The following is a 20481-nucleotide window of genomic DNA, read 5'->3' as shown; positions in this document are numbered from 1 at the left end:
CCTGAAATTAGAAGTAGCCTTGGCGTTTCTTGTCTTCCATGGAACCGGCGCCATCGTGGTCGATGACACGGCCCTGGCGTTCGGACGTACGGGTCAGGAGCATTTCCTGAATGATGTCCGTCAGGGTCTCGGCTTCCGACTCGACAGCGCCCGTCAGCGGGTAGCAGCCGAGGGTACGGAAACGCACCTTCTTCTTGACGATGCGGGCTTTCTCTTCCTCGGAGAGGTGCTCGAGAATGCGCTCGTCGTCGATCATGATCAGGGTGCCGTTCTTCTCGATAACTTCACGCTCGGCGGCGAAGTACAGCGGCACGATCGGGATGCCTTCAAGGTAGATGTACTGCCAGATGTCCAGCTCGGTCCAGTTCGACAGGGGGAAGACACGGATCGACTCACCCTTGTTGACCTTGCCGTTGTACACGTTCCACAGCTCGGGGCGCTGGTTTTTTGGGTCCCAGCGGTGCTTGCTGTCACGGAACGAGTACACACGCTCCTTGGCCCGCGACTTCTCTTCGTCGCGGCGCGCGCCACCGAAGGCAGCGTCGAAACCATGCTTGTCCAGCGCCTGCTTCAGGCCCTGGGTCTTCATGATGTCGGTGTGCTTGGAGCTGCCATGGGTGAACGGGTTGATACCCTGCGCCACACCCTCAGGGTTGACGTGGGTGATCAACTCCAGGCCCATTTCCTCGACCATCTTGTCGCGGAAGCTGTACATCTCCTGGAATTTCCACTGGGTGTCGACGTGCATCACCGGGAACGGCAGCTTGCCCGGGAAGAAGGCCTTGCGCGCCAGGTGCAGCATCACGGCGGAATCCTTGCCGATCGAGTACAGCATCACCGGGTTGTCGAACTCGGCGGCCACCTCGCGGATGATGTGGATGCTCTCCGCCTCCAGCTGTTTCAAGTGCGTCAGTTTGTCGACCATGGCTACTCACGAAAAACGATCTTATGGACGGCCTGCGGGCCGTGTTCGAGCGAGCCACTTTATCACAGCGGCTGCTTCTATTTAGGCGGCTGGCTAGATCGAAAGCGTCTAACGATATGACTGGGGGTTTGGGGCGGCAACCGGCCGCTTCGCGGCTGCAACCGCTCCGGCAAGACCGGCCTGGGAGCGGGTTCACCTGCGAAGGGGAGACACCGTCATCAGATGGGATTCGGACAATCGATGAACAGGTGCTCCAGGGCAAACCGCCGCGCCAGGCAGTCGCCCAGGGCCTGCACGCCGTAGCGCTCGGTGGCATGGTGCCCGGCAGCAATGAAGCTGACGCCATTCTCGCGCGCACTGTGATAAGTCTGCTCGGACGCCTCGCCGGTCAGGTACAGGTCCACCCCGGCGGCAATCGCCGTGTCGATATAGCCCTGCCCGCCGCCTGTGCACCAGCCCACGCGGCGGATCATTGCGTCGCCCTCGACCAATAACGGCTCACGCCCCAGCACCTCTTGCACCCGCCGGGCAAAATCACGCGCAGTCATCGGCTCGGCCAGCGAACCGACCAGGCCGACCACCTTGGGGTTCTCCGGGTCCAGCGGCCCTTCGACGGTGATGTCCAGTTGCCGGGCCAACTGCACGTTGTTGCCCACCTCGGGGTGTACATCCAGCGGCAGGTGGAACGCCAGCAGGCTGATATCGTTGCTCAGCAAGGTTTTCAGGCGGCGCTGACGGATGCCGGTAACGCACGGGTTCTCACCCTTCCAGAAGTAGCCATGGTGCACCAGCACCAGGTCGGCCTCTGCTTCGACCGCGGCATCCAGCAATGCCTGGCTGGCGGTAACGCCGCTGACGATGCGGCTGACATGGGGCCGGCCTTCGACCTGCAGGCCGTTGGGGCAATAATCCTGGATCTTCGCGCTGCCCAGGTAACGCTCGGCTTCTTCAACCAGGGTGGTTAGTGCGACGGCCATGAAAATCTCCTCGAAAACTGCGCTTTTCACGGGCACAACGCAGATCGAACGCCCGTATAATGCCGGCCATTATGGGCCGTCGCCGGCACTGGGGGAACCGGTGTATGATCGCGCGCGTTCATGCCCCACCGCGCGGCCCCTGGCCCCGCTCTTTCCAGGATTCGTTCATGTTCAAGGCTTTGCGTTACTTTGGCTGGCCCCTGCTTACCGGCGTACTGATCGCCATGCTGATCATCCAGCGTTTCCCGGAATGGGTCGGCCTGCCCAGCCAGGACGTCAACCTGCAGCAGGCGCCGCAGACCACGAGGATCATGCAAGGCCCGGTGTCATACGCCGACGCCGTGACCCTGGCCGCCCCGGCGGTGGTCAACCTGTACACCACCAAGGTGGTGAACAAGAGCGCCCACCCACTGTTCGAAGACCCGCAGTTCCGCCGCTTCTTCGGCGACAACCTGCCCAAGCAGCGCCGCTGGGAGTCGAGCCTGGGCTCGGCGGTGATCATGAGCCCCGAGGGCTACCTGCTGACCAACAACCACGTCACCAGCGGCGCCGACCAGATCGTCGTGGCCCTGAAGGATGGCCGCGAAACCCTGGCCCGGGTCATCGGCAGCGACCCGGAAACCGATCTGGCGGTGCTGAAAATCGACCTCAAGAGCTTGCCGGCGATTACCATCGGTCGCTCGGACAACATCCATATCGGCGACGTGTCACTGGCCATTGGTAACCCGTTCGGCGTCGGCCAGACCGTGACCATGGGCATCATCAGCGCCACCGGTCGCAACCAGCTGGGGCTGAACAACTACGAAGACTTCATCCAGACCGACGCAGCGATCAACCCGGGCAACTCCGGTGGCGCACTGGTCGATGCCAACGGCAATCTGATCGGCATCAATACGGCAATCTTCTCCAAGTCTGGTGGTTCACAGGGCATCGGCTTCGCCATCCCGGTGAAACTGGCGCTGGAGGTGATGAAGTCCATCGTCGAGCACGGGCAGGTGATTCGTGGCTGGCTGGGTATCGAGGTACAGCCGCTGAGCCAGGAGCTGGCCGAGTCGTTCGGCATGAAGGACCGCCCGGGCATCGTGGTGGCGGGTATCTTCCGCGAAGGGCCGGCGGCCAAGGCCGGGCTGCAGCTGGGTGACGTGATCCTGAGCATCAATGGCGAGCCGGCCGGTGACGGGCGCAAGTCGATGAACCAGGTGGCGCGAATCAAGCCCAATGAGAAGATCACCATCGAGGTGATGCGCAACGGTCAGCAATTGAAGCTGATCGCCGAGGTGGGGCTGCGGCCGCCGCCGGCGCCGGCTGTAACGCAAGAAGAAAAGTAAGGTGAGGCCTTAAGCCGTTCCGCAACCCTGTGGGAGCGGCCTTGCGTCGCGATGGGCCGCGTAGCGGCCCCAAAATTTCAGCTTCGCAGGGCATATGCCCGGGGCCGCTTTGCGGCCCATCGCGACGCAAGGCCGCTCCCACAGTTGGCCGAGTCTGCTGCCGCTACTGCATCAATGCAGGATCTGGCTCAGGAACAACCTGGTCCGGTCGCTGCGCGGCCGGTCGAAGAAATCATCCGGCGCTGCCTGCTCCACAATCTCGCCCTTGTCCATGAAGATCACCCGGTTCGCCACGGTGCGAGCAAAGCCCATCTCGTGGGTCACGCAGAGCATGGTCATGCCATCCTCGGCCAGGCCTACCATGGTATCGAGCACTTCCTTGACCATTTCCGGGTCCAGTGCCGACGTGGGTTCGTCGAACAACATGATCTTCGGCTTCATGCACAACGCCCGGGCAATCGCCACACGCTGCTGCTGACCACCGGACAACTGCCCCGGGTACTTGTGTGCCTGCTCGGGAATACGCACCCGCTCCAGGTAATGCATGGCAATTTCCTCGGCCTTGCGCCGAGGCATCTTGCGCACCCACATCGGCGCCAGTGTGCAGTTTTCCAGAATGCTCAGGTGGGGGAACAGGTTGAAGTGCTGGAACACCATGCCCACCTCACGGCGGATGGCCTCGATCTGCTTGAGGTCGTTGGTCAGCTCTACCCCATCGACCACAATGCGCCCCTGCTGGTGCTCTTCGAGGCGGTTGAGGCAGCGGATGGTGGTGGACTTGCCCGAGCCGGACGGCCCGCACAGCACGATACGCTCGCCTTGGCGCACGTTCAGGTTGATGTCCTTGAGCACATGGAACTGGCCGTACCACTTGTTCACACCCTGCATCTGGATGATGCCTTCGGGGCCGGCAGGCTGCTTGATCGCTTCACTCATTTCGAAACTCCTAACGCTTGTGGCCAGTGTCCAGCTTGCGCTCCAGGTGCATGGAGTAGCGGGACATACCGAAACAGAAAATCCAGAACACCAGGGCGGCGAACACGTAGCCCTCGGTAGCCATGCCCAGCCAGGCCGGGTCGGCGGCGGCTTGCTTGACGCTGTTCAGCAGGTCGAACAGGCCGATGATGATCACCAGGCTGGTGTCCTTGAACAGGGCAATGAAGGTGTTGACGATGCCGGGAATCACAAGCTTCAGCGCCTGCGGCAAGATCACCAGCCCCATCGAGCGCCAGTAGCCAAGGCCCATGGCCGCGGCGGCTTCGTACTGGCCCTTGGGGATGGCCTGCAGGCCGCCGCGTACCACCTCGGCGATGTACGCCGACTGGAACAGGATCACGCCGATCATCGCCCGCAGCAGCTTGTCGAAGCTCATGCCTTCGGGCAGGAACAACGGCAGCATCACCGACGACATGAACAGCACGGTAATCAGCGGCACGCCACGCCAGAACTCGATGAAAGTCACGCACACCACTTTCACGGCCGGCATCCTCGAACGCCGGCCCAGTGCCAGCAGGATGCCCAGCGGCAAGGCGCCGACGATGCCCACGGTGGCGATCACCAGGGTCAGCATCAGCCCGCCCCACTGGCTGGTCGGTACGTTTTCCAGGCCCAGGTACCCACCGTGCAGCAGGGTATAGGCCAGTATCGGGTACAGCACCAGGAAGCCCAGACCGTAGAAGGCTTTGCGTGGGAAGCGCTTGATGAACAGCGGCGCGGCGCCGAGCACGGCAAGCCACACGGTCAGGTCCACACGCCAGCGCAGCTCGGCCGGGTAATAGCCGTACATGAACTGGCCAAAGCGCTGCTGCACGAACACCCAGCAGGCGCCCTCCTTGGTGCAATCGGCGCGGGTGGTGCCGACCCAGTTGGCATCGATCAAGGCCCACTGCAGCAACGGCGGCACGATCAGCCACACCAAGTAGATGGCGAGCAGGGTCAACAGTGTGTTGAGCCAGCTAGAGAAAAGATTGGCACGCATCCATGCGAGCACGCCGACGGTTTTCACCGGTGGCGGCATATCGGGTTTGAAAACATGGGCATTCACGGGCGTATCCTCACCGCTCGATCAGCGCAATGCGCTTGTTGTACCAGTTCATCAGCAGCGAAATGCTGATGCTGATGGCGAGATAGACACTCATGGTGATAGCGATCACCTCGATGGCCTGGCCGGTCTGGTTGAGCACGGTACCGGCGAACAGCGAGACCATCTCCGGGTAGCCGATACCCGCCGCCAGCGAAGAGTTCTTCGCCAGGTTCAGGTATTGGCTGGTCAGCGGCGGAATGATCACCCGCAGTGCCTGGGGAATGATCACCTTGCGCAGGGTCGGGCCCTCGCGCAGGCCCAGCGAGCGCGCCGCTTCGGTCTGCCCATGGCTGACCGAACGGATACCGGAGCGCACGATCTCGGCGATGAAGGCTGCCGTATAGATAGTCAGCGCCAGGGTCAGCGCCAGCAACTCGGGGATCAGCACCCAGCCACCGACAAAGTTGAAGCCTTTGAGCTGCGGCACTTCCCAGCTGACTGGGCTGCCGAACAGCAACACGCTCAGCCCTGGAATGACGATGAACAGCGCCAGGCCCACCCAGAACTTGTGGAATGGCACGCCGGTCTCGTCGAAGCGCTTGTTGGCGAAGCGCACCATCAGCACGATCGCGACAATCGCTACTGCCAGGGCCACCACGAATGGCCAGAAACCGTCGGCCATCGACGCGCCAGGCATGTTCAGGCCGCGGTTGCTGATGAAGAACATGTCGTCGATGTTGATGCTGCCCCGCGGTCCCGGCAGGGTCAGGAACACGGCGAAGTACCAGAACAGAATCTGCAGCAACGGCGGAATGTTGCGGAAGGTTTCCACATACACGGTTGCCAGTTTGCTGATCATCCAGTTCGGTGAAAGGCGCGCCACACCAATGATGAAGCCCAGGATCGTCGCCAGGATGAGGCCGATGAAGGTGACCAGCAGGGTATTGAGCAGGCCGATGACGAACACCCGCGCATAACTGTCGGATTCCACATAGGGGATCAGGTGCTGGGCGATGCCGAAGCCGGCGCTGCGGTCGAGGAAGTCGAAGCCCGAGGTGATACCCCGGTGTTGCAGGTTGGTTTGCGTGTTATGGAACAAGTACCAGCCCAGGCCGACCACGAAAACGATCGTGAGGATCTGGAACAACCACGCGCGCACACGCGGATCGTTAAGGGACAAGCCCTTGGGTGCGCCGATTTGATTTTGCATGAAGTGCCCCGGACAGTAGGGATTCGAACAGCCTGCGGCGGCGGGATGCCGCCGCAGGGTGCAGCCATCAGCGCACAGGTGGCGCGTACTGGATGCCGCCGTTGTTCCACAGGGCGTTCATGCCACGGTCGATCTTCAGGTCGGTGCTCTGGCCCAGGTTCTTCTCGAACACTTCGCCGTAGTTGCCGACTTGCTTGACGATCTGTACTACCCAGTCTTTGGGCAGCTTGAGGTCCTTGCCGTATTCACCGTCGCCACCCAGCAAGCGGGCGACGTCCGGGTTCTTGGTGGACTTGGCTTCAGCCTCGACGTTTTTCGAGGTGATGCCCGCCTCTTCGGCGTTGAGCATGGCGAACAGGGTCCACTTGACGATGCTGAACCACTCTTCATCGCCTTTGCGCACCACTGGGCCCAGAGGTTCCTTGGAGATGGTCTCAGGCAACACCACGTATTCGGTCGGCGCGGCCAGCTTGGAGCGCTGGGCGAACAGCTGCGACTTGTCCGAAGTCAGCACGTCGCAACGGCCGGACTCCAGCGACTTGGCGCTCTCGTCAGAGGTGTCGAAGGTAATCGGGGTGTACTTCAGGCCATTGGCACGGAAGAAGTCCGACACGTTCAACTCGGTGGTGGTACCGGCCTGGATGCAGATGGTCGCGCCATCGAGTTCCTTGGCGCTGGAAACACCGAGCTTCTTGTTGACCAGGAAACCGACGCCGTCATAGTAAGTGACACCGGCAAATACCAGGCCCATGCCGGCATCGCGCGAGCTGGTCCAGGTGGTATTGCGCGACAATACGTCGACCTCGCCCGACTGCAGGGCAGTGAAGCGTTCCTTGGCGTTGAGCTGGCTGAACTTGACCTTGGTCGCGTCGCCGAACACGGCGGCGGCCACGGCGCGACACACATCGGCATCGATACCGACGATCTTGCCCTGCGCATCAGGTACCGAGAAGCCCGGAAGACCATCGCTCACGCCACACTGGACGAAGCCCTTCTTCTTGACCGCATCATAGGTGGCGCCGGCCTGGGCATTGCTCACGGCGCCCAGCGCGGCGGCAGCGGTAAGGACTGCCAGGGTGGTTTTCAACACATTCATTCACTACCTCCAAATCGCTCTTGTTGTATCGAGCCGGAATTGCACCGCACCCTTTTGAGGCATGTCCGACCCGTATTGGCTTGTTATTGGGTCAATTGGCGCAATGGACTGTTCTATGACAGCCTTCGCTTACAAAGGGTGTTACCGTCACGGCCTGCCCTTTGCATCACAGGATGAATTGCAAAGCGCGTACCAAATTTTCTGGCTGTAGCGTTTAAGCGCTCGTCAAGTAGGGAAAGTTGTATCGTTGCGACATTCTTTTTCCGACAATCATTTCCAGCGCCTTCTTTTAACGCATGCCATAACAAGACCCGCACACTTTCGGAGCAGTCATGACCAACCCGCTGATTCTCGAACCACAGAAAACCGCTGACGCCTGTGTGATCTGGTTGCACGGTCTGGGGGCCGACCGTTACGACTTCCTACCTGTGGCCGAATTCATGCAGGAGCGCCTGGCCAGCACGCGCTTCATCATGCCCCAGGCACCGACCCGCCCGGTGACCATCAATGGCGGCTACGCCATGCCCAGCTGGTACGACATCAAGGCCATGACCCCGGCCCGCGCCATTGACGAAGCGCAACTGGAACAATCGGCCGAGCAAGTGGTTGCGCTGATCAAGGCTGAGCAGGCCAAGGGCGTCAGCCTGTCGCGGATCTTCCTTGCCGGTTTCTCCCAAGGTGGCGCAGTGGTGCTGCACACTGCTTATATAAAGTGGCAAGAAGCACTGGGCGGGGTAATCGCCCTGTCCACCTACGCTCCGACCTTCAACGACCAGCACCAGTTGAGTGCTTGCCAGCAGCGCACCCCGGCCCTGTGCCTGCATGGCGTCCACGACCCAGTAGTGATCCCATCGATGGGCCGCACGGCCTTCGAGTACCTCAACACCTGGGGTGTGGCCGCCCGCTGGCATGAGTACCCGATGGAACACGAGGTGGTGGTCGAAGAACTGCAGGACATCCACGACTGGCTGGCCAAGCAACTGCAATAAGCGGTGACCGCCTGTAGTTGTAGGGCTATTCCACTACGCCGCGCCCGAATCTTGCATTACACTGCCCGGCGTACATTCCTTAACCAGTTGATGAGATGATCGTGCTCAAGGCACTCAAGAAAATATTCGGCAAGGGAGACGCCGCGCCACAGGCCGTCGCTCCGGCAGCCAGCGTGACGCCACCTGCGCCTGCGCCCGCCCCCGCCAGCGAGGCCCGGCCGGCAACCAAACCGGCCGCCCAACGCGCCAACCCCACCCCCAAGGCCGAACAGCCTGCCGCCGTTACGCCAGTTGCCGACAACCCAGCCAGGGACAAACCGCGTCGCGAGCGTAAACCCAAGCCGCAGGCCAGCCTGTGGAAGCCGGAAGACTTCGTGGTCGAGCCGCAGGAAGGCAAGACCCGCTTCCACGACTTCAAGCTGTCCAACGAGCTGATGCACGCCATCCACGACCTGGGTTTCCCGTACTGCACGCCGATCCAGGCGCAAGTGCTGGGCTTCACCCTGCGTGGCCAGGACGCCATTGGCCGGGCCCAGACCGGTACCGGAAAGACGGCGGCGTTCCTTATTTCGATCATTTCGCAGTTGCAGCAGACGCCACCGCCCAAGGAACGCTACATGGGCGAGCCACGTGCGCTGATCATCGCGCCAACCCGCGAGCTGGTGGTACAGATCGCCAAGGACGCCGCGGCCCTGACCAAGTACACCGGCCTGAACGTGATGAGCTTCGTTGGCGGCATGGACTTCGACAAGCAGCTCAAAGCCCTGGAAGCGCGCCACTGCGACATCCTGGTGGCCACCCCGGGCCGCCTGCTGGACTTCAACCAGCGCGGCGAAGTGCACCTGGACATGGTCGAGGTGATGGTGCTGGATGAAGCCGACCGCATGCTCGACATGGGCTTCATCCCGCAAGTGCGCCAGATCATTCGCCAGACCCCGCCGAAAAGCGAGCGCCAGACCCTGCTGTTCTCCGCTACCTTCACCGAAGACGTGATGAACCTGGCCAAGCAGTGGACCACCAACCCGGCCATCGTCGAGATCGAACCGGAGAACGTGGCCAGCGAAACGGTCGAGCAACACGTGTATGCGGTGGCCGGCAGCGACAAGTACAAGTTGCTGTACAACCTGGTGACCCAGAACAAGTGGGAACGGGTAATGGTGTTCGCCAACCGCAAGGACGAAGTGCGGCGCATCGAGGAAAAACTGGTGCGCGACGGCATCAATGCCGCCCAACTGTCGGGCGACGTGCCGCAGCACAAGCGTATTCGTACCCTGGAGAACTTCCGCGAAGGGCGCATCACCGTGCTGGTGGCCACCGACGTGGCCGGGCGCGGGATCCATATCGATGGCATCAGCCACGTGATCAACTTCACCCTGCCGGAAGACCCTGACGACTACGTGCACCGCATTGGCCGCACCGGGCGTGCGGGAGCCGATGGCGTCTCGATCAGCTTTGCCGGGGAAGATGACTCCTATCAGCTGCCGGCGATCGAAGAGCTGCTGGGCCGCAAGATCAAATGTGAAATGCCGCCGGATGAGCTGCTCAAGCCGGTGCCGCGCAAGCATCACTGACCTTCAGCAGGCTACATGCAATCAATCTGTGGGAGCGGCCTTGTGTCGCGATTGGGCCGCACAGCGGCCCCGGGATTTCGGCTTTGATGCGCAGATTATCGGGGGCCGCTACGCGGCCCTTTCGCGGGTAAACCCGCTCCTACAGGCGACCGGCGGCGCCTTGATTACCAGCGCCCCGCCGCATCCTGGTCACTCTGTTTCCCCTCCACCCACCTTGGCCCTTCCTGGGTATTCTCCTTCTTCCAGAACGGCGCCCGGGTCTTCAGGTAGTCCATGATGAAGTTGCAAGCATCGAACGCCGCCTGCCGATGGGCACTAGCCACGCCCACGAACACAATCGGTTCGCCCGGTTCCAGCGCACCGATGCGGTGCAGCACCTCCACTTTCAAGAGCGGCCAACGCTGCTCGGCCTCGACCACGATCTTGGCCAGGGCCTTTTCGGTCATGCCCGGATAGTGTTCGAGGAACATCCCCGCCACTTCGCGGCCATCGTTGAAATCCCGCACATAGCCGACAAAACCGACCACCGCGCCCACGCCCACATTGGCTGCATGCATGGCATTGGTCTCAGCCCCCGGGTCGAACGCGTCTTCCTGCACTCGTACAGCCATGTTCAGCCTCCGGTCACCGGTGGGAAGAACGCCACTTCATCGCCCTCTTCCAGCGGTTCATCGAGCTTGCACAGCTCTTCGTTGCGCGCGCACATCAGGTTCTGCTCGGCCAGCAGTTCATACTGCCCGCCCTTGGCAACCAAGGCCTGGCGCACATCATCGAGCACTGTGAACGCCCCCTCCACCCGCTCGCCATCCACGCCCAACAGTTCGCGGTAACGGGCGAAGTACATCACCTTGACCTTCATCACGCCTCCACCTTGTAATGGCCACTCTTGCCACCGAGTTTTTCCAGCAGGCGCACTTGCTCGATGACCATACCTTTATCCACAGCCTTGCACATGTCATAGATCGTCAGCGCGGCCACGCTGGCGGCGGTCAGCGCCTCCATCTCCACCCCAGTCTGCCCGGCCAGCTTGCAGCGGGCGACGATGCGCACGGCGTCCGCGCCGTCGGCGCTGAGTTCGACCTTGACGCTGGTCAGCATCAGCGGATGGCACAGCGGGATCAGGTCGCTGGTCTTCTTCGCCGCCTGAATCCCGGCAATGCGCGCCACAGCGAACACGTCGCCCTTGGGGTGTTCACCATCGACGATCATCTGCAAGGTCTGCGGCAACATGCGCACCCGCGCCTCGGCAGTGGCCTCGCGCTCGGTCACGGCCTTTTCAGTGACGTCGACCATGTTGGCCCGCCCCTGGGAATCAAGATGTGTCAGCACTGCTCTGCTCCTGTGAAGGGAACCCGCAGTGTAAACCTGTGGGTCAGGTTTGAGCAGAGGTATGTGTCGGCAGGGTTGGCCTCTTCGCGGGCACGCCCGCGAAGAGGCCGGGCAGTAAGCTGCCCGGCTAGAGGCTTTTACAAATGCGACTCCGCATACTCGGCCAGCACCGAGCGAGGCACGCCCTGCAGGGTGATGTGCACGCCATGCGGGAAGTCCTTGAAGCGTTCGGTCAGGTAGGTCAGGCCCGAGCTGGTCGCGGACAGGTAGGGGGTGTCGATCTGCGCCAGGTTGCCCAGGCAGACCACCTTGGAGCCGGAGCCAGCACGGGTGATGATGGTTTTCATCTGGTGCGGCGTCAGGTTCTGGCACTCGTCGATCAGGATCAGGCTCTGCTGGAAGCTGCGGCCACGGATGTAGTTCAGCGACTTGAACTGCAGCGGTACCCGCTCAAGGATGTATTCGACGCTGCCATGGGTACTTTCGTCATCCATATGCAGGGCTTCGAGGTTGTCGGTGATGGCGCCCAGCCACGGCTCCATCTTCTCTGCTTCGGTACCCGGCAGGAAGCCGATCTCCTGGTCCAGCCCCTGTACACTGCGGGTGGCGATGATGCGCCGGTAGCGCTTGCTGACCATGGTCTGCTCAATGGCTGCTGCCAGGGCCAGGATGGTCTTGCCGGAGCCGGCCGCCCCCGTCAGGTTGACCAGGTGGATATCCGGGTCGAGCAAGGCGAACAGCGCCAGGCTCTGGTGAATGTCGCGGGGTTTCAGACCCCAGGCTTCCTGGTGCAGCAACGGCTCCTGATGAAGGTCCAGCAGCAGCAACTCATCGTTGCGAATGCCCTTGATCCAGCCGACGAAGCCCTGCTCGTCGATGATGAACTCATTGATGTGCACCGCTGGCAGGTTGTCGATCATCTGCACACGATGCCAGGTACGACCACGCTCCTGACGGGTATCGACTTTGCTGACGCGGTCCCAGAACGAACCACTGACCGAATGGTAGCCCTTGGATAGCAACGACACGTCATCGACCAGCTGGTCGGTGCTGTAGTCCTCGGCGGCGATGCCACAAGCGCGCGCCTTCAGGCGCATGTTGATGTCTTTGGTGACCAGCACCACGTCCAGGTCGGTGCGCCGGCTGCGTACGTCCAGCAGGGTGTTGATGATGATGTTGTCGTTGAGGTTTTCCGGCAGCAACTTGCTGGGTTCGTTGCGCGGGCTCATCAGGATCGACAGGAAGCCCTTCGGCCCACTCTTGTTACGCTGGATCGGCACGCCCTGCTCGACATCGCTGGGCGAAGCGTCACCAAGGGTCTGGTCGATAAGGCGAATGGCCTGCCGGCATTCGGCAGCGATGGTCTGTTTACCGGTCTTGAGCTTGTCGAGTTCCTCCAGCACCGTCATCGGGATCGCGACGTGGTGCTCCTCGAAGTTGAGCAATGCGTTGGGGTCGTGAATCAGGACGTTGGTATCGAGCACATAGAGGATTGGCTTGCTGGAGGAAGGGTTGCGTCCTTGGTCATCCATACTCGGTCACCTTATGTCGAAGCCACACGGCGCGGTCTGCTGCGCCGCAAAGTGACTGCCGTGCTCCCCGTATCCGCGTTGCTACGGGCGGGAAGTGAACCTGGCAAGGTGGGCCTGAATGACGCCACCTGTGCTGCAGGAATCGGCTGTCTGGTTTCTTCATACCGCAAAAACCATGACCGTAAAAAGCATTTTTACGCGTTTTTGAAGTTTATTTTTCAGATTGACGAAGGACCCTTGGCGACGAAGCCAGACAGGACTACGCTCAGAAGTCACACCCTCTATTCGCTATATCCATATTCCCGGCAATCCTCCCAGCCAATCCCGCTCTGGGCGGTGTTTTGCAGCAACCATTGCAGCGCTGGCTGTGCCTTGGGCAGGCTGTCATGAAACTGGATCACGCCCTTGCGCCACAGCAGCATCAGGGTCAGCACGCGTTGCGCCGAGGCCTCTGCGCTCAATGCCCCGTCATCCTCGGCGTCGATATCCCATAACGATACCCGCAACTGCTGGCTGGCCATGAACGGCTCGCCATCGGCCCGGCGCTGGCCGTAGGGCGGGCGGAACAGCGGCACATATTGCTCCGGCAGGTCGGCCTGCACACGCGCCTGGCTGCGGCGCAATGACGCCTGCCAGTCGGTCCACTGTGCGTGGGAACGATATTCCCAGCCCTGAATACCCGCACACTGCCCGTCATACAGATCGCGCAAGGCGTTCGCCGCCCCACCATCACGGCGTTGCTGCAGGCGGTTGCCTAGCACGAAGAAGATGCCCTCGAGCTTTTGCCGGCGCAGGTAGTCGGTCAGCAGGTCGGTATTGCCGCCATCAGGCCCGGGCCCGCCGACGAAGGTCAGCAGGAACATGCGGTCGTTCAGCTCATCACCATTGCGCTCACGCGAGGACAGCCTTTCGACCTCGCTGCTGGTCTGCGGCAGCAAGGCCGCCTTGCGCAGCTGTTCATCCAGGTAGCGCACATGGAACTGATGGCTCGGCTCGACCCATCCGGTGTAGAACGTGCCCACATCGGTGGCGAACGTCGCCGCCTGCGTACGTAAATCCGCCATCGACGTAACCGGGTAACAGAACGACGCATCCTGCTCGCAACTGCGTTGCGCCTGTTGATAACCCTCCCACAAGCGCTGCCACATGCGCGCCCTAACCTGGCGGACCTTCTGCAAGTTAATCTGCCGCAGGCCCAACCGCGCAGCGAGCGTTGCGTCGTCCAGCAGCTCACTTTCATGTAATACCTGGGCGAACGACAGGATTTCTGCCCGCGAGGCAACATCGAACAGCGCCGGGCTGTCCAGTTGCTCGGGCCACAGGCTGCGGTCAAGGCTGACCGGGGGCGATGGAGCGGCCTGCACGGCCAGGCTCAGCAAAGCGGCCAGCAAGGCAGAGGCAATGCGCACGGTTGAAGGCTCCGCAACGGCAAAACGCGAACTATAGCGCCTGCTGCGGCCATGGTCTGTGACTATCGTCGTCATAGTTTGGAGTTGCACCGCACAGCCCGTAGAATTCCTGGCCAACGATGCCAGGAGCCGACCCGATGCTGACGGTGATTTCCCCCGCCAAGACCCTCGACTACGACACCCCGCCGGTGACCGAGCGTTTCACCCTCCCCCAGTACCTGGACGACTCCCAGTTGCTGATCCAGCAACTGCGCGAACTGTCGCCGGCGCAGATCAGCGAGCTGATGCACCTGTCCGACAAGCTCGCCGGCCTGAACGCCGCGCGCTTTGGCAGCTGGACCCCGGACTTCACCCCGGCCAATGCCAAGCAGGCGCTGCTGGCGTTCAAGGGTGACGTGTACACCGGCCTCGATGCCGAGAGCCTGGGCGAGGACGATTTCAGCTACGCGCAAGACCACCTGCGCATGCTCTCTGGCCTGTACGGCCTGCTGCGTCCGCTCGACCTGATGCAACCCTACCGCCTGGAAATGGGCACCAAGCTGGCCAATGCCCGCGGCAAGGACCTGTATGCCTTCTGGGGCACGCGCATCAGCGAATGGTTGAACCACGCCTTGGCCGAACAGGGCGACGACGTGCTGCTGAACCTCGCCAGCAACGAGTACTTCAGCGCGGTGAAACGCAGCGCGCTGAACGCCCGGGTCATCAACGTCGACTTCAAGGACTTGAAGAACGGCCAGTACAAAATCATCAGTTTCTACGCCAAGAAAGCCCGCGGGATGATGAGCCGATTCGTCATCCAGCAGCGCATCAGCGATCCGCAACAGCTCAAGCAGTTCGACGCGCAGGGTTACTACTACAGTGCCGAGCAGTCCAAGGCTGACCATCTGGTGTTCCTGCGCGATCATCCCTCCGAGTAAGCGTGTAGGGCATTCGTCGTGAGCTGATGCTGTACCAATCAGGGTTGCCAGGTGCTCGCCAGGGGATCTTCAGCGCCTGTGAGATCGAGCGCCGCCCGCGCGGCGCATCGCGAGCTGCGCTCGCTCCTACGTTTGTTTCGGGCCAATTTTTCCTGTGAGATTCGCGCGCGTACGCCTTGGCGCATGGCGCGATATCGCGTCGTACAAACAAGGCGGTCGCGCGCGCCTGTCACAGGCGTTACTGGCCCGAAACAAACGTAGGAGCGAGCGCAGCTCGCGATGCGCCGCGCGGGCGGCGCTCGATCTCACAGGCCCTGCATATCTTACGGCCAACGCCTATCAGCCCTGATCCCCCTGCCCTGCAAAAGGGCATCCCGCAAATCGCCATCGCGCCATAAATCCGACGCCAATAATCCGCCACGCCTCCCCTAATCGCCAAACGCCATAAGACCGTTCATACCTTTTTTGACGAATTTTGAAAATTTTTTTTGGATGCTGGCATAAAAATATCTCGTAACAGTCTCACCCTTGATACACGGGGGGAAAACCCCCGCGTGCTATCAAATTGAAACTGCGGACAACTGAATAAATATTTAGAAATCTTTCATCCGAGCGAAACCCACTCAGGAACTTCTGCTAGAACGAATCGCTCATAGTGCCGTAACGATTTTCCTGCCTGCGGGCTGTGAGAGATGACTTACAGATGACAATGGCAGGTATCCACTACCGGCCTTGATAAATTAGACAGGTAGGCCCGAAACCGTTGGCAAGCCTGTTCATGCAGGAGAGATGCGCCCTACAGAATTCGTCCTAGTGGTTGATTTCAAAGGATTTTTCCACTTGAAAGAACAAGCACAGCATTGCGCCAAGTAGCGCATTGCAATAAAGACGGCTGCATTACAGGGCACGTTTTTTAATTGATGGCCTTTTACTGCCAACTTTGAGTGCATAACTTTTTGCGCTCCGGATTTATTTTGCCTGCGCTCGGCGAAGTGTGCGTTCGCCATGGAACCGTGCGCCCGAAAACTGTTGTTAATCAACCCAGCCCGGCTCTCTGCGGAGGCGTCGGCGTGATAAACACATGAGGTGATAGCGATGCGTATCAGCATCTTTGGTTTGGGTTATGTGGGTGCAGTCTGTGCAGGCTGCCTGACGGCGCGTGGCCATGAAGTGATCGGTGTGGACGTGTCCAGCACCAAGATCGACCTGATCAACCAGGGCAAGTCGCCCATCGTCGAACCTGGCCTGGAAGCACTGCTGCAACAGGGCATCGCCAACGGCCGACTGCGCGGTACCACCGACTTCGCCGAAGCCATCCGTGCCAGCGACGTGTCGATGATCTGCGTGGGCACCCCAAGCAAGAAGAACGGCGACCTGGGCCTGGAATACATCGAGTCGGTATGCCGCGAAATCGGCTACGTACTGCGTGACACCACCCGCCGTCACACCATCGTGGTGCGCAGCACCGTGTTGCCAGGCACCGTGAAGAACGTGGTCATCCCGATCCTCGAGGACTGCTCGGGCAAAAAGGCCGGCGTCGACTTCGGCGTTGCGGTCAACCCGGAATTCCTGCGTGAAAGTACCGCGATCAAAGACTACGACCAGCCACCGATGACTGTCATCGGCGAACTGGACAGCGCCAGCGGCGACATTCTCCAGGCCCTGTACGAAGAACTCGACGCCCCGGTCATCCGCAAGCCGATCGAAGTGGCCGAGATGATCAAGTACACCTGCAACGTGTGGCACGCCACCAAGGTCACCTTCGCCAACGAGATCGGCAACATTGCCAAGGCCGTCGGCGTGGATGGTCGTGAGGTGATGGACGTGGTCTGCCAGGACAAGGTGCTCAACCTATCGCAGTACTACATGCGCCCTGGCTTCGCCTTCGGCGGCTCGTGCCTGCCCAAAGACGTGCGCGCCCTCACCTACCGTGCCGCCAGCCTCGACGTGCGGGCACCGCTGCTCGACTCGCTGATGCGCAGCAACGAATCGCAGGTGCAGAACGCCTTCGAGCTGATCGAAGCCCACGACAAGCGCAAGGTCGCCCTGCTTGGCCTGAGCTTCAAGGCCGGCACCGACGACCTGCGCGAAAGCCCGCTGGTGGAACTGGCCGAGCGCCTGATCGGCAAGGGCTATCAGCTGGATATCTACGACGAGAATGTCCAGTACGCCCGTGTTCACGGCGCCAACAAGGACTACATCGAGTCGAAGATCCCGCACGTGTCGTCCCTGCTCAACGCCGACTTCCAGAAAGTCATCGACAACGCCGACATCATCGTCCTCGGCAACCGTGACGAGCAGTTCCGTGCCCTGGCCCAGCAAGCCCCGGCCGGCAAACAGGTGATCGACCTGGTCGGCTTCATGAGCAACCCGACCTGCACCACCAGCCGCACCGAAGGCATCTGCTGGTAAGTGCCTGGCCGGGCAGCGCAAGCCGCAGCGCTTGCGCTGCCCACCTTCCCCCGAATTCTCGACGGATGCTGAACATGCAAAGGCTCCAGACAGTGCTGTTGCAGTGCGCCGGGTGGCTGCTCTACATGAGCCTGCTCATGCTGATCGCCCTGGCCCTGCCAGCCGATATCTTCGACTCGCAGTCGAAGCACTTCATCTTCCTGGTCGGCGCAGTCGGCATCTGGCGCTATTCCATGGGCGCCACCCATTTCATCCGCGGCATGATCTTCCTCTACGGCGTGTACCCGTACCTGCGCCGCAAGGTGCAGAAAATGGGCAATGCCGCCGACCCGTCGCATGTCTACCTGATGGTCACCAGCTTCCGTATCGAAGCGCTGACCACCGCCCAGGTGTACAGCTCGGTGATACGCGAGGCGATCAACTGCGGCTTCCCCACCACCGTGGTCTGCTCGCTGGTGGAAATGTCCGATGAACTGCTGGTGAAGAGCCTGTGGGCCAAGTACAACCCGCCGGCCCACGTAAAGCTGGACATCGTGCGTATTGCCGGCACCGGCAAGCGTGATGGCCTGGCCTACGGCTTCCGTGCCATCTCGCGCATGCTGCCGGACGAAAACGCCGTGGTGGCGGTGATCGACGGTGACACCGTGCTGGCCGATGGCGTGGTGCGCAAGACCGTACCGTGGTTCAAGCTGTTCCCCAATGTCGGCGGCCTGACCACCAATGAGTTCTGCGAAGTGCGCGGCGGCTACATCATGAGCGAGTGGCACAAGCTGCGCTTCGCCCAGCGCCACATCAACATGTGCTCGATGGCCCTGTCCAAGCGCGTGCTTACCATGACCGGGCGCATGTCGATGTTCCGCGCCAGCGTGGTGACCAACCCCGAGTTCATTGCCGACGTCGAAAGCGACTCGCTGATGCACTGGCGCCTGGGCCGCTTCAAGTTCCTTACCGGTGACGACAAGTCCAGCTGGTTTAGCCTGATGCGCCTGGGCTACGACACCTTCTATGTGCCGGACGCCGCCATCAACACGGTCGAGCACCCGCCGGAGAAGAGCTTCCTCAAGGCCAGCCGCAAGCTGATGTACCGCTGGTATGGCAACAACCTGCGGCAGAACTCGCGTGCCCTCGGGCTGGGCATTCGCCGCCTGGGTCTGTTCACCAGCATCGTGCTGTTCGACCAACGTGTGTCGATGTGGACCAGCCTGCTGGGCCTGACCGTGGCGGTAATCGCCAGCCTCAAGTTCGGCCTGGCCTTCCTGCTGGTGTACCTGCTGTGGATCGGTATTACCCGCCTGATCCTCACCGTGATGCTGCTGTGCTCTGGCCACAACGTAGGCCCGGCCTACCCGCTGATTCTCTATTACAACCAGATCATCGGCGCGCTGATGAAGATCTACGTGTTCTTCCGCCTCGACAAGCAGTCGTGGACGCGTCAGCCCACTGCCCTCAAGCGTGACCTCGCCAGCTTTCAACAATGGTTCAACACCTGGTCCTCGCGGACCATGACCTTCTCGGCTGCCAGCATCTTCGTTGCTGTGCTGTTCATGGTCGTGTGAGCCCAACCCGGATCGGATCTAACAGGAACAAACCACCATGAATACCGCCGTGAACGTCAATGTCGTGCATGAGTCCGAAGCCCAGCGCCAACACGCCCGGGTACGCATTCCCGCCAAGCTGCGTTTCCTTGACGCCCAGCGCCAGACCCACGAAGTGAAGGTCGATGACCTTTCCGCCGGTGGCCTGAGTTTTCACACCAAGCAGCCATTGAATGTGGGTGATGTGTTGCGCGGGCGCTTGCAGTTCGTGGTCGACAACCTGGGCCTGTCGATCGACATCGAGTTCCAGGTGCGCTCCTACAACCCGAGCAGCGGCCGTACCGGTGCGCAGTTCCAGAACCTTGAGCCACGCGACATCGCCACACTGCGGCACATCATCACCAGCCACCTGTCCGGTGAGCTGATCAGCATTGGTGACGTACTCAGCACCCTGCAGCGCGACAATTTCACCAAGGCTCGCAAGCAGAAGGACGGCGGCAGTGGCCTGAGCGCCTTCGGCAGGCTCAAAGCAGTCACCGTCACCCTCGGCGTGTTCGTGGTCGGCATCGCGGCCTTTGGCTTCGTCGCCAAGTCCCTCTACGGCATGTACTTCGTCAGCCACGCCGAAGCCGGCGTGGTCGCGGTACCCACCACCAACGTCACCATGCCCCGCGACGGCACCGTCAACAGCCTGGTGGAAAGCGGCGGGCAGATCGCCAAGGGCGCGCCACTGGCCAGCTTCACCACCAGCATGCTGGACATGCTCAAGGGCAACCTCGACGACACGCAACTGGAGCCGGCGAAGATCGAGGAACTGTTCGGCAAGCAGCTCTCCGGCACCCTCACCAGCCCCTGCGATTGCGTAGTCGCCCGCCAGTTGGTGGATGACGGCCAATACGCCGCCAAGGGCCAACCGATCTTCCAGCTGATCCCGCGCACCACCAACCCGATGGTCGAGGCACGCTTCAGCTACCGCCAGTTCGACGAGGTCAAGCCAGGCACCCGGGTCAACTTCCAGGTCGCCGGCGAAGACGAAGTGCGCACCGGCCAGATCATCAGCAGTGCCAGCCTCAACAGCGAAGACTTGGCTTCCGACATTCGCGTGCAGATCAAGCCTGACAGCAGCCTGCCTGCCGAACTGGCCGGCCGCCCAGCGTCGGTCAACAGCGACCGTGGTCCATCGCTGAACTGGCTGATCGACAAAGCCGTGGCCCGTGGCCTGTAAGAG

18 protein-coding genes are annotated in these 20481 nt (G+C 61.4%); 7 read left to right on the top strand and 11 right to left on the bottom strand.

Going from position 1 to position 20481, the window contains the following annotated elements; translation table 11 throughout:
• Nucleotides 1–7: 7 nt before the first annotated feature.
• Both cysD and DMX11_RS00510 read right to left on the bottom strand, forming a co-directional pair.
• Nucleotides 8–925, bottom strand: a complete 918-nt coding sequence (cysD, locus tag DMX11_RS00515) for a sulfate adenylyltransferase subunit CysD (protein ID WP_003251799.1) — start codon at nucleotides 923–925, stop codon at nucleotides 8–10.
• Nucleotides 926–1143: 218 nt separating this feature from the next.
• Nucleotides 1144–1902 carry a Nif3-like dinuclear metal center hexameric protein gene (locus DMX11_RS00510; protein ID WP_110742583.1) on the bottom strand — a complete coding sequence of 253 codons (759 nt, stop codon included), beginning with the start codon at nucleotides 1900–1902 and terminating at the stop codon, nucleotides 1144–1146.
• A gap of 167 nt (nucleotides 1903–2069) precedes the next feature.
• On the opposite strand from DMX11_RS00510, the gene algW reads away from it, so the two are divergent.
• Nucleotides 2070–3230, top strand: a complete 1161-nt coding sequence (gene algW, locus DMX11_RS00505) for a Do family serine endopeptidase AlgW (RefSeq protein ID WP_110742582.1) — start codon at nucleotides 2070–2072, stop codon at nucleotides 3228–3230.
• A 171-nt stretch (nucleotides 3231–3401) separates the two neighbouring features.
• Here algW and DMX11_RS00500 read toward each other — a convergent pair whose 3' ends face one another.
• The 4 genes from DMX11_RS00500 to DMX11_RS00485 all read right to left on the bottom strand — a co-directional run bounded on the left by DMX11_RS00500 (nucleotide 3402) and on the right by DMX11_RS00485 (nucleotide 7559).
• Nucleotides 3402–4166, bottom strand: coding sequence for an amino acid ABC transporter ATP-binding protein (locus DMX11_RS00500; protein ID WP_016498022.1), 765 nt, complete (start codon nucleotides 4164–4166; stop codon nucleotides 3402–3404).
• A 10-nt stretch (nucleotides 4167–4176) separates the two neighbouring features.
• Complete coding sequence (locus tag DMX11_RS00495) at nucleotides 4177–5274, bottom strand: amino acid ABC transporter permease (protein WP_110742581.1); 1098 nt, start codon at nucleotides 5272–5274, stop codon at nucleotides 4177–4179.
• A 10-nt stretch (nucleotides 5275–5284) separates the two neighbouring features.
• Nucleotides 5285–6463 carry an amino acid ABC transporter permease gene (locus DMX11_RS00490; protein WP_110742580.1) on the bottom strand — a complete coding sequence of 393 codons (1179 nt, stop codon included), beginning with the start codon at nucleotides 6461–6463 and terminating at the stop codon, nucleotides 5285–5287.
• A gap of 67 nt (nucleotides 6464–6530) precedes the next feature.
• Nucleotides 6531–7559: an amino acid ABC transporter substrate-binding protein gene (locus DMX11_RS00485; protein WP_110742579.1), complete on the bottom strand. Its 1029-nt coding sequence runs from the start codon at nucleotides 7557–7559 to the stop codon at nucleotides 6531–6533.
• Nucleotides 7560–7891: 332 nt separating this feature from the next.
• On the opposite strand from DMX11_RS00485, the gene DMX11_RS00480 reads away from it, so the two are divergent.
• Together DMX11_RS00480 and rhlB are read left to right on the top strand one after the other, a co-directional pair.
• Complete coding sequence (locus tag DMX11_RS00480) at nucleotides 7892–8548, top strand: alpha/beta hydrolase (protein WP_110742578.1); 657 nt, start codon at nucleotides 7892–7894, stop codon at nucleotides 8546–8548.
• A gap of 101 nt (nucleotides 8549–8649) precedes the next feature.
• Nucleotides 8650–10119, top strand: a complete 1470-nt coding sequence (gene rhlB / locus DMX11_RS00475; RefSeq protein ID WP_110742891.1) for an ATP-dependent RNA helicase RhlB — start codon at nucleotides 8650–8652, stop codon at nucleotides 10117–10119.
• A 164-nt stretch (nucleotides 10120–10283) separates the two neighbouring features.
• Here the strand turns inward: rhlB and moaE are convergent, their stop codons facing one another.
• The 5 genes from moaE to DMX11_RS00450 all read right to left on the bottom strand — a co-directional run bounded on the left by moaE (nucleotide 10284) and on the right by DMX11_RS00450 (nucleotide 14389).
• Complete coding sequence (gene moaE / locus DMX11_RS00470; RefSeq protein WP_110742577.1) at nucleotides 10284–10730, bottom strand: molybdopterin synthase catalytic subunit MoaE; 447 nt, start codon at nucleotides 10728–10730, stop codon at nucleotides 10284–10286.
• A gap of 2 nt (nucleotides 10731–10732) precedes the next feature.
• Nucleotides 10733–10978: a molybdopterin converting factor subunit 1 gene (gene moaD / locus DMX11_RS00465; RefSeq protein WP_110742576.1), complete on the bottom strand. Its 246-nt coding sequence runs from the start codon at nucleotides 10976–10978 to the stop codon at nucleotides 10733–10735.
• Complete coding sequence (gene moaC / locus DMX11_RS00460; protein ID WP_110742575.1) at nucleotides 10978–11448, bottom strand: cyclic pyranopterin monophosphate synthase MoaC; 471 nt, start codon at nucleotides 11446–11448, stop codon at nucleotides 10978–10980. Before moaC ends, moaD begins: the two co-directional genes overlap by 1 nt.
• 137 nt (nucleotides 11449–11585) lie before the next feature.
• Nucleotides 11586–12980, bottom strand: coding sequence for a PhoH family protein (locus DMX11_RS00455; RefSeq protein ID WP_110742574.1), 1395 nt, complete (start codon nucleotides 12978–12980; stop codon nucleotides 11586–11588).
• A gap of 281 nt (nucleotides 12981–13261) precedes the next feature.
• A complete protein-coding gene (locus DMX11_RS00450) occupies nucleotides 13262–14389 on the bottom strand; it encodes a polysaccharide deacetylase family protein (protein WP_110742573.1) in 1128 nt (375 codons plus the stop codon).
• A 137-nt stretch (nucleotides 14390–14526) separates the two neighbouring features.
• On the opposite strand from DMX11_RS00450, the gene yaaA reads away from it, so the two are divergent.
• From yaaA to DMX11_RS00430, 4 genes are all read left to right on the top strand, one after another.
• Nucleotides 14527–15306: a peroxide stress protein YaaA gene (gene yaaA, locus DMX11_RS00445; RefSeq protein WP_110742572.1), complete on the top strand. Its 780-nt coding sequence runs from the start codon at nucleotides 14527–14529 to the stop codon at nucleotides 15304–15306.
• Between the two features lie 1095 nt (nucleotides 15307–16401).
• A complete protein-coding gene (locus DMX11_RS00440; protein WP_110742571.1) occupies nucleotides 16402–17718 on the top strand; it encodes a nucleotide sugar dehydrogenase in 1317 nt (438 codons plus the stop codon).
• Between the two features lie 74 nt (nucleotides 17719–17792).
• Nucleotides 17793–19274: a glycosyltransferase family 2 protein gene (locus DMX11_RS00435; RefSeq protein WP_110742570.1), complete on the top strand. Its 1482-nt coding sequence runs from the start codon at nucleotides 17793–17795 to the stop codon at nucleotides 19272–19274.
• Between the two features lie 37 nt (nucleotides 19275–19311).
• Entirely contained in the window at nucleotides 19312–20478 is a 1167-nt protein-coding gene (locus tag DMX11_RS00430; RefSeq protein WP_110742569.1) for a PilZ domain-containing protein, read from the top strand.
• Nucleotides 20479–20481: the final 3 nt, after the last annotated feature.

Origin of the sequence: Pseudomonas sp. LB-090624, assembly GCF_003205205.1 — a bacterium.
Classification (GTDB): Bacteria; Pseudomonadota; Gammaproteobacteria; order Pseudomonadales; family Pseudomonadaceae; genus Aquipseudomonas.
Note: the sequence above shows the minus strand (reverse complement) of the source record. Positions and strands in the feature narration are given on the sequence as shown.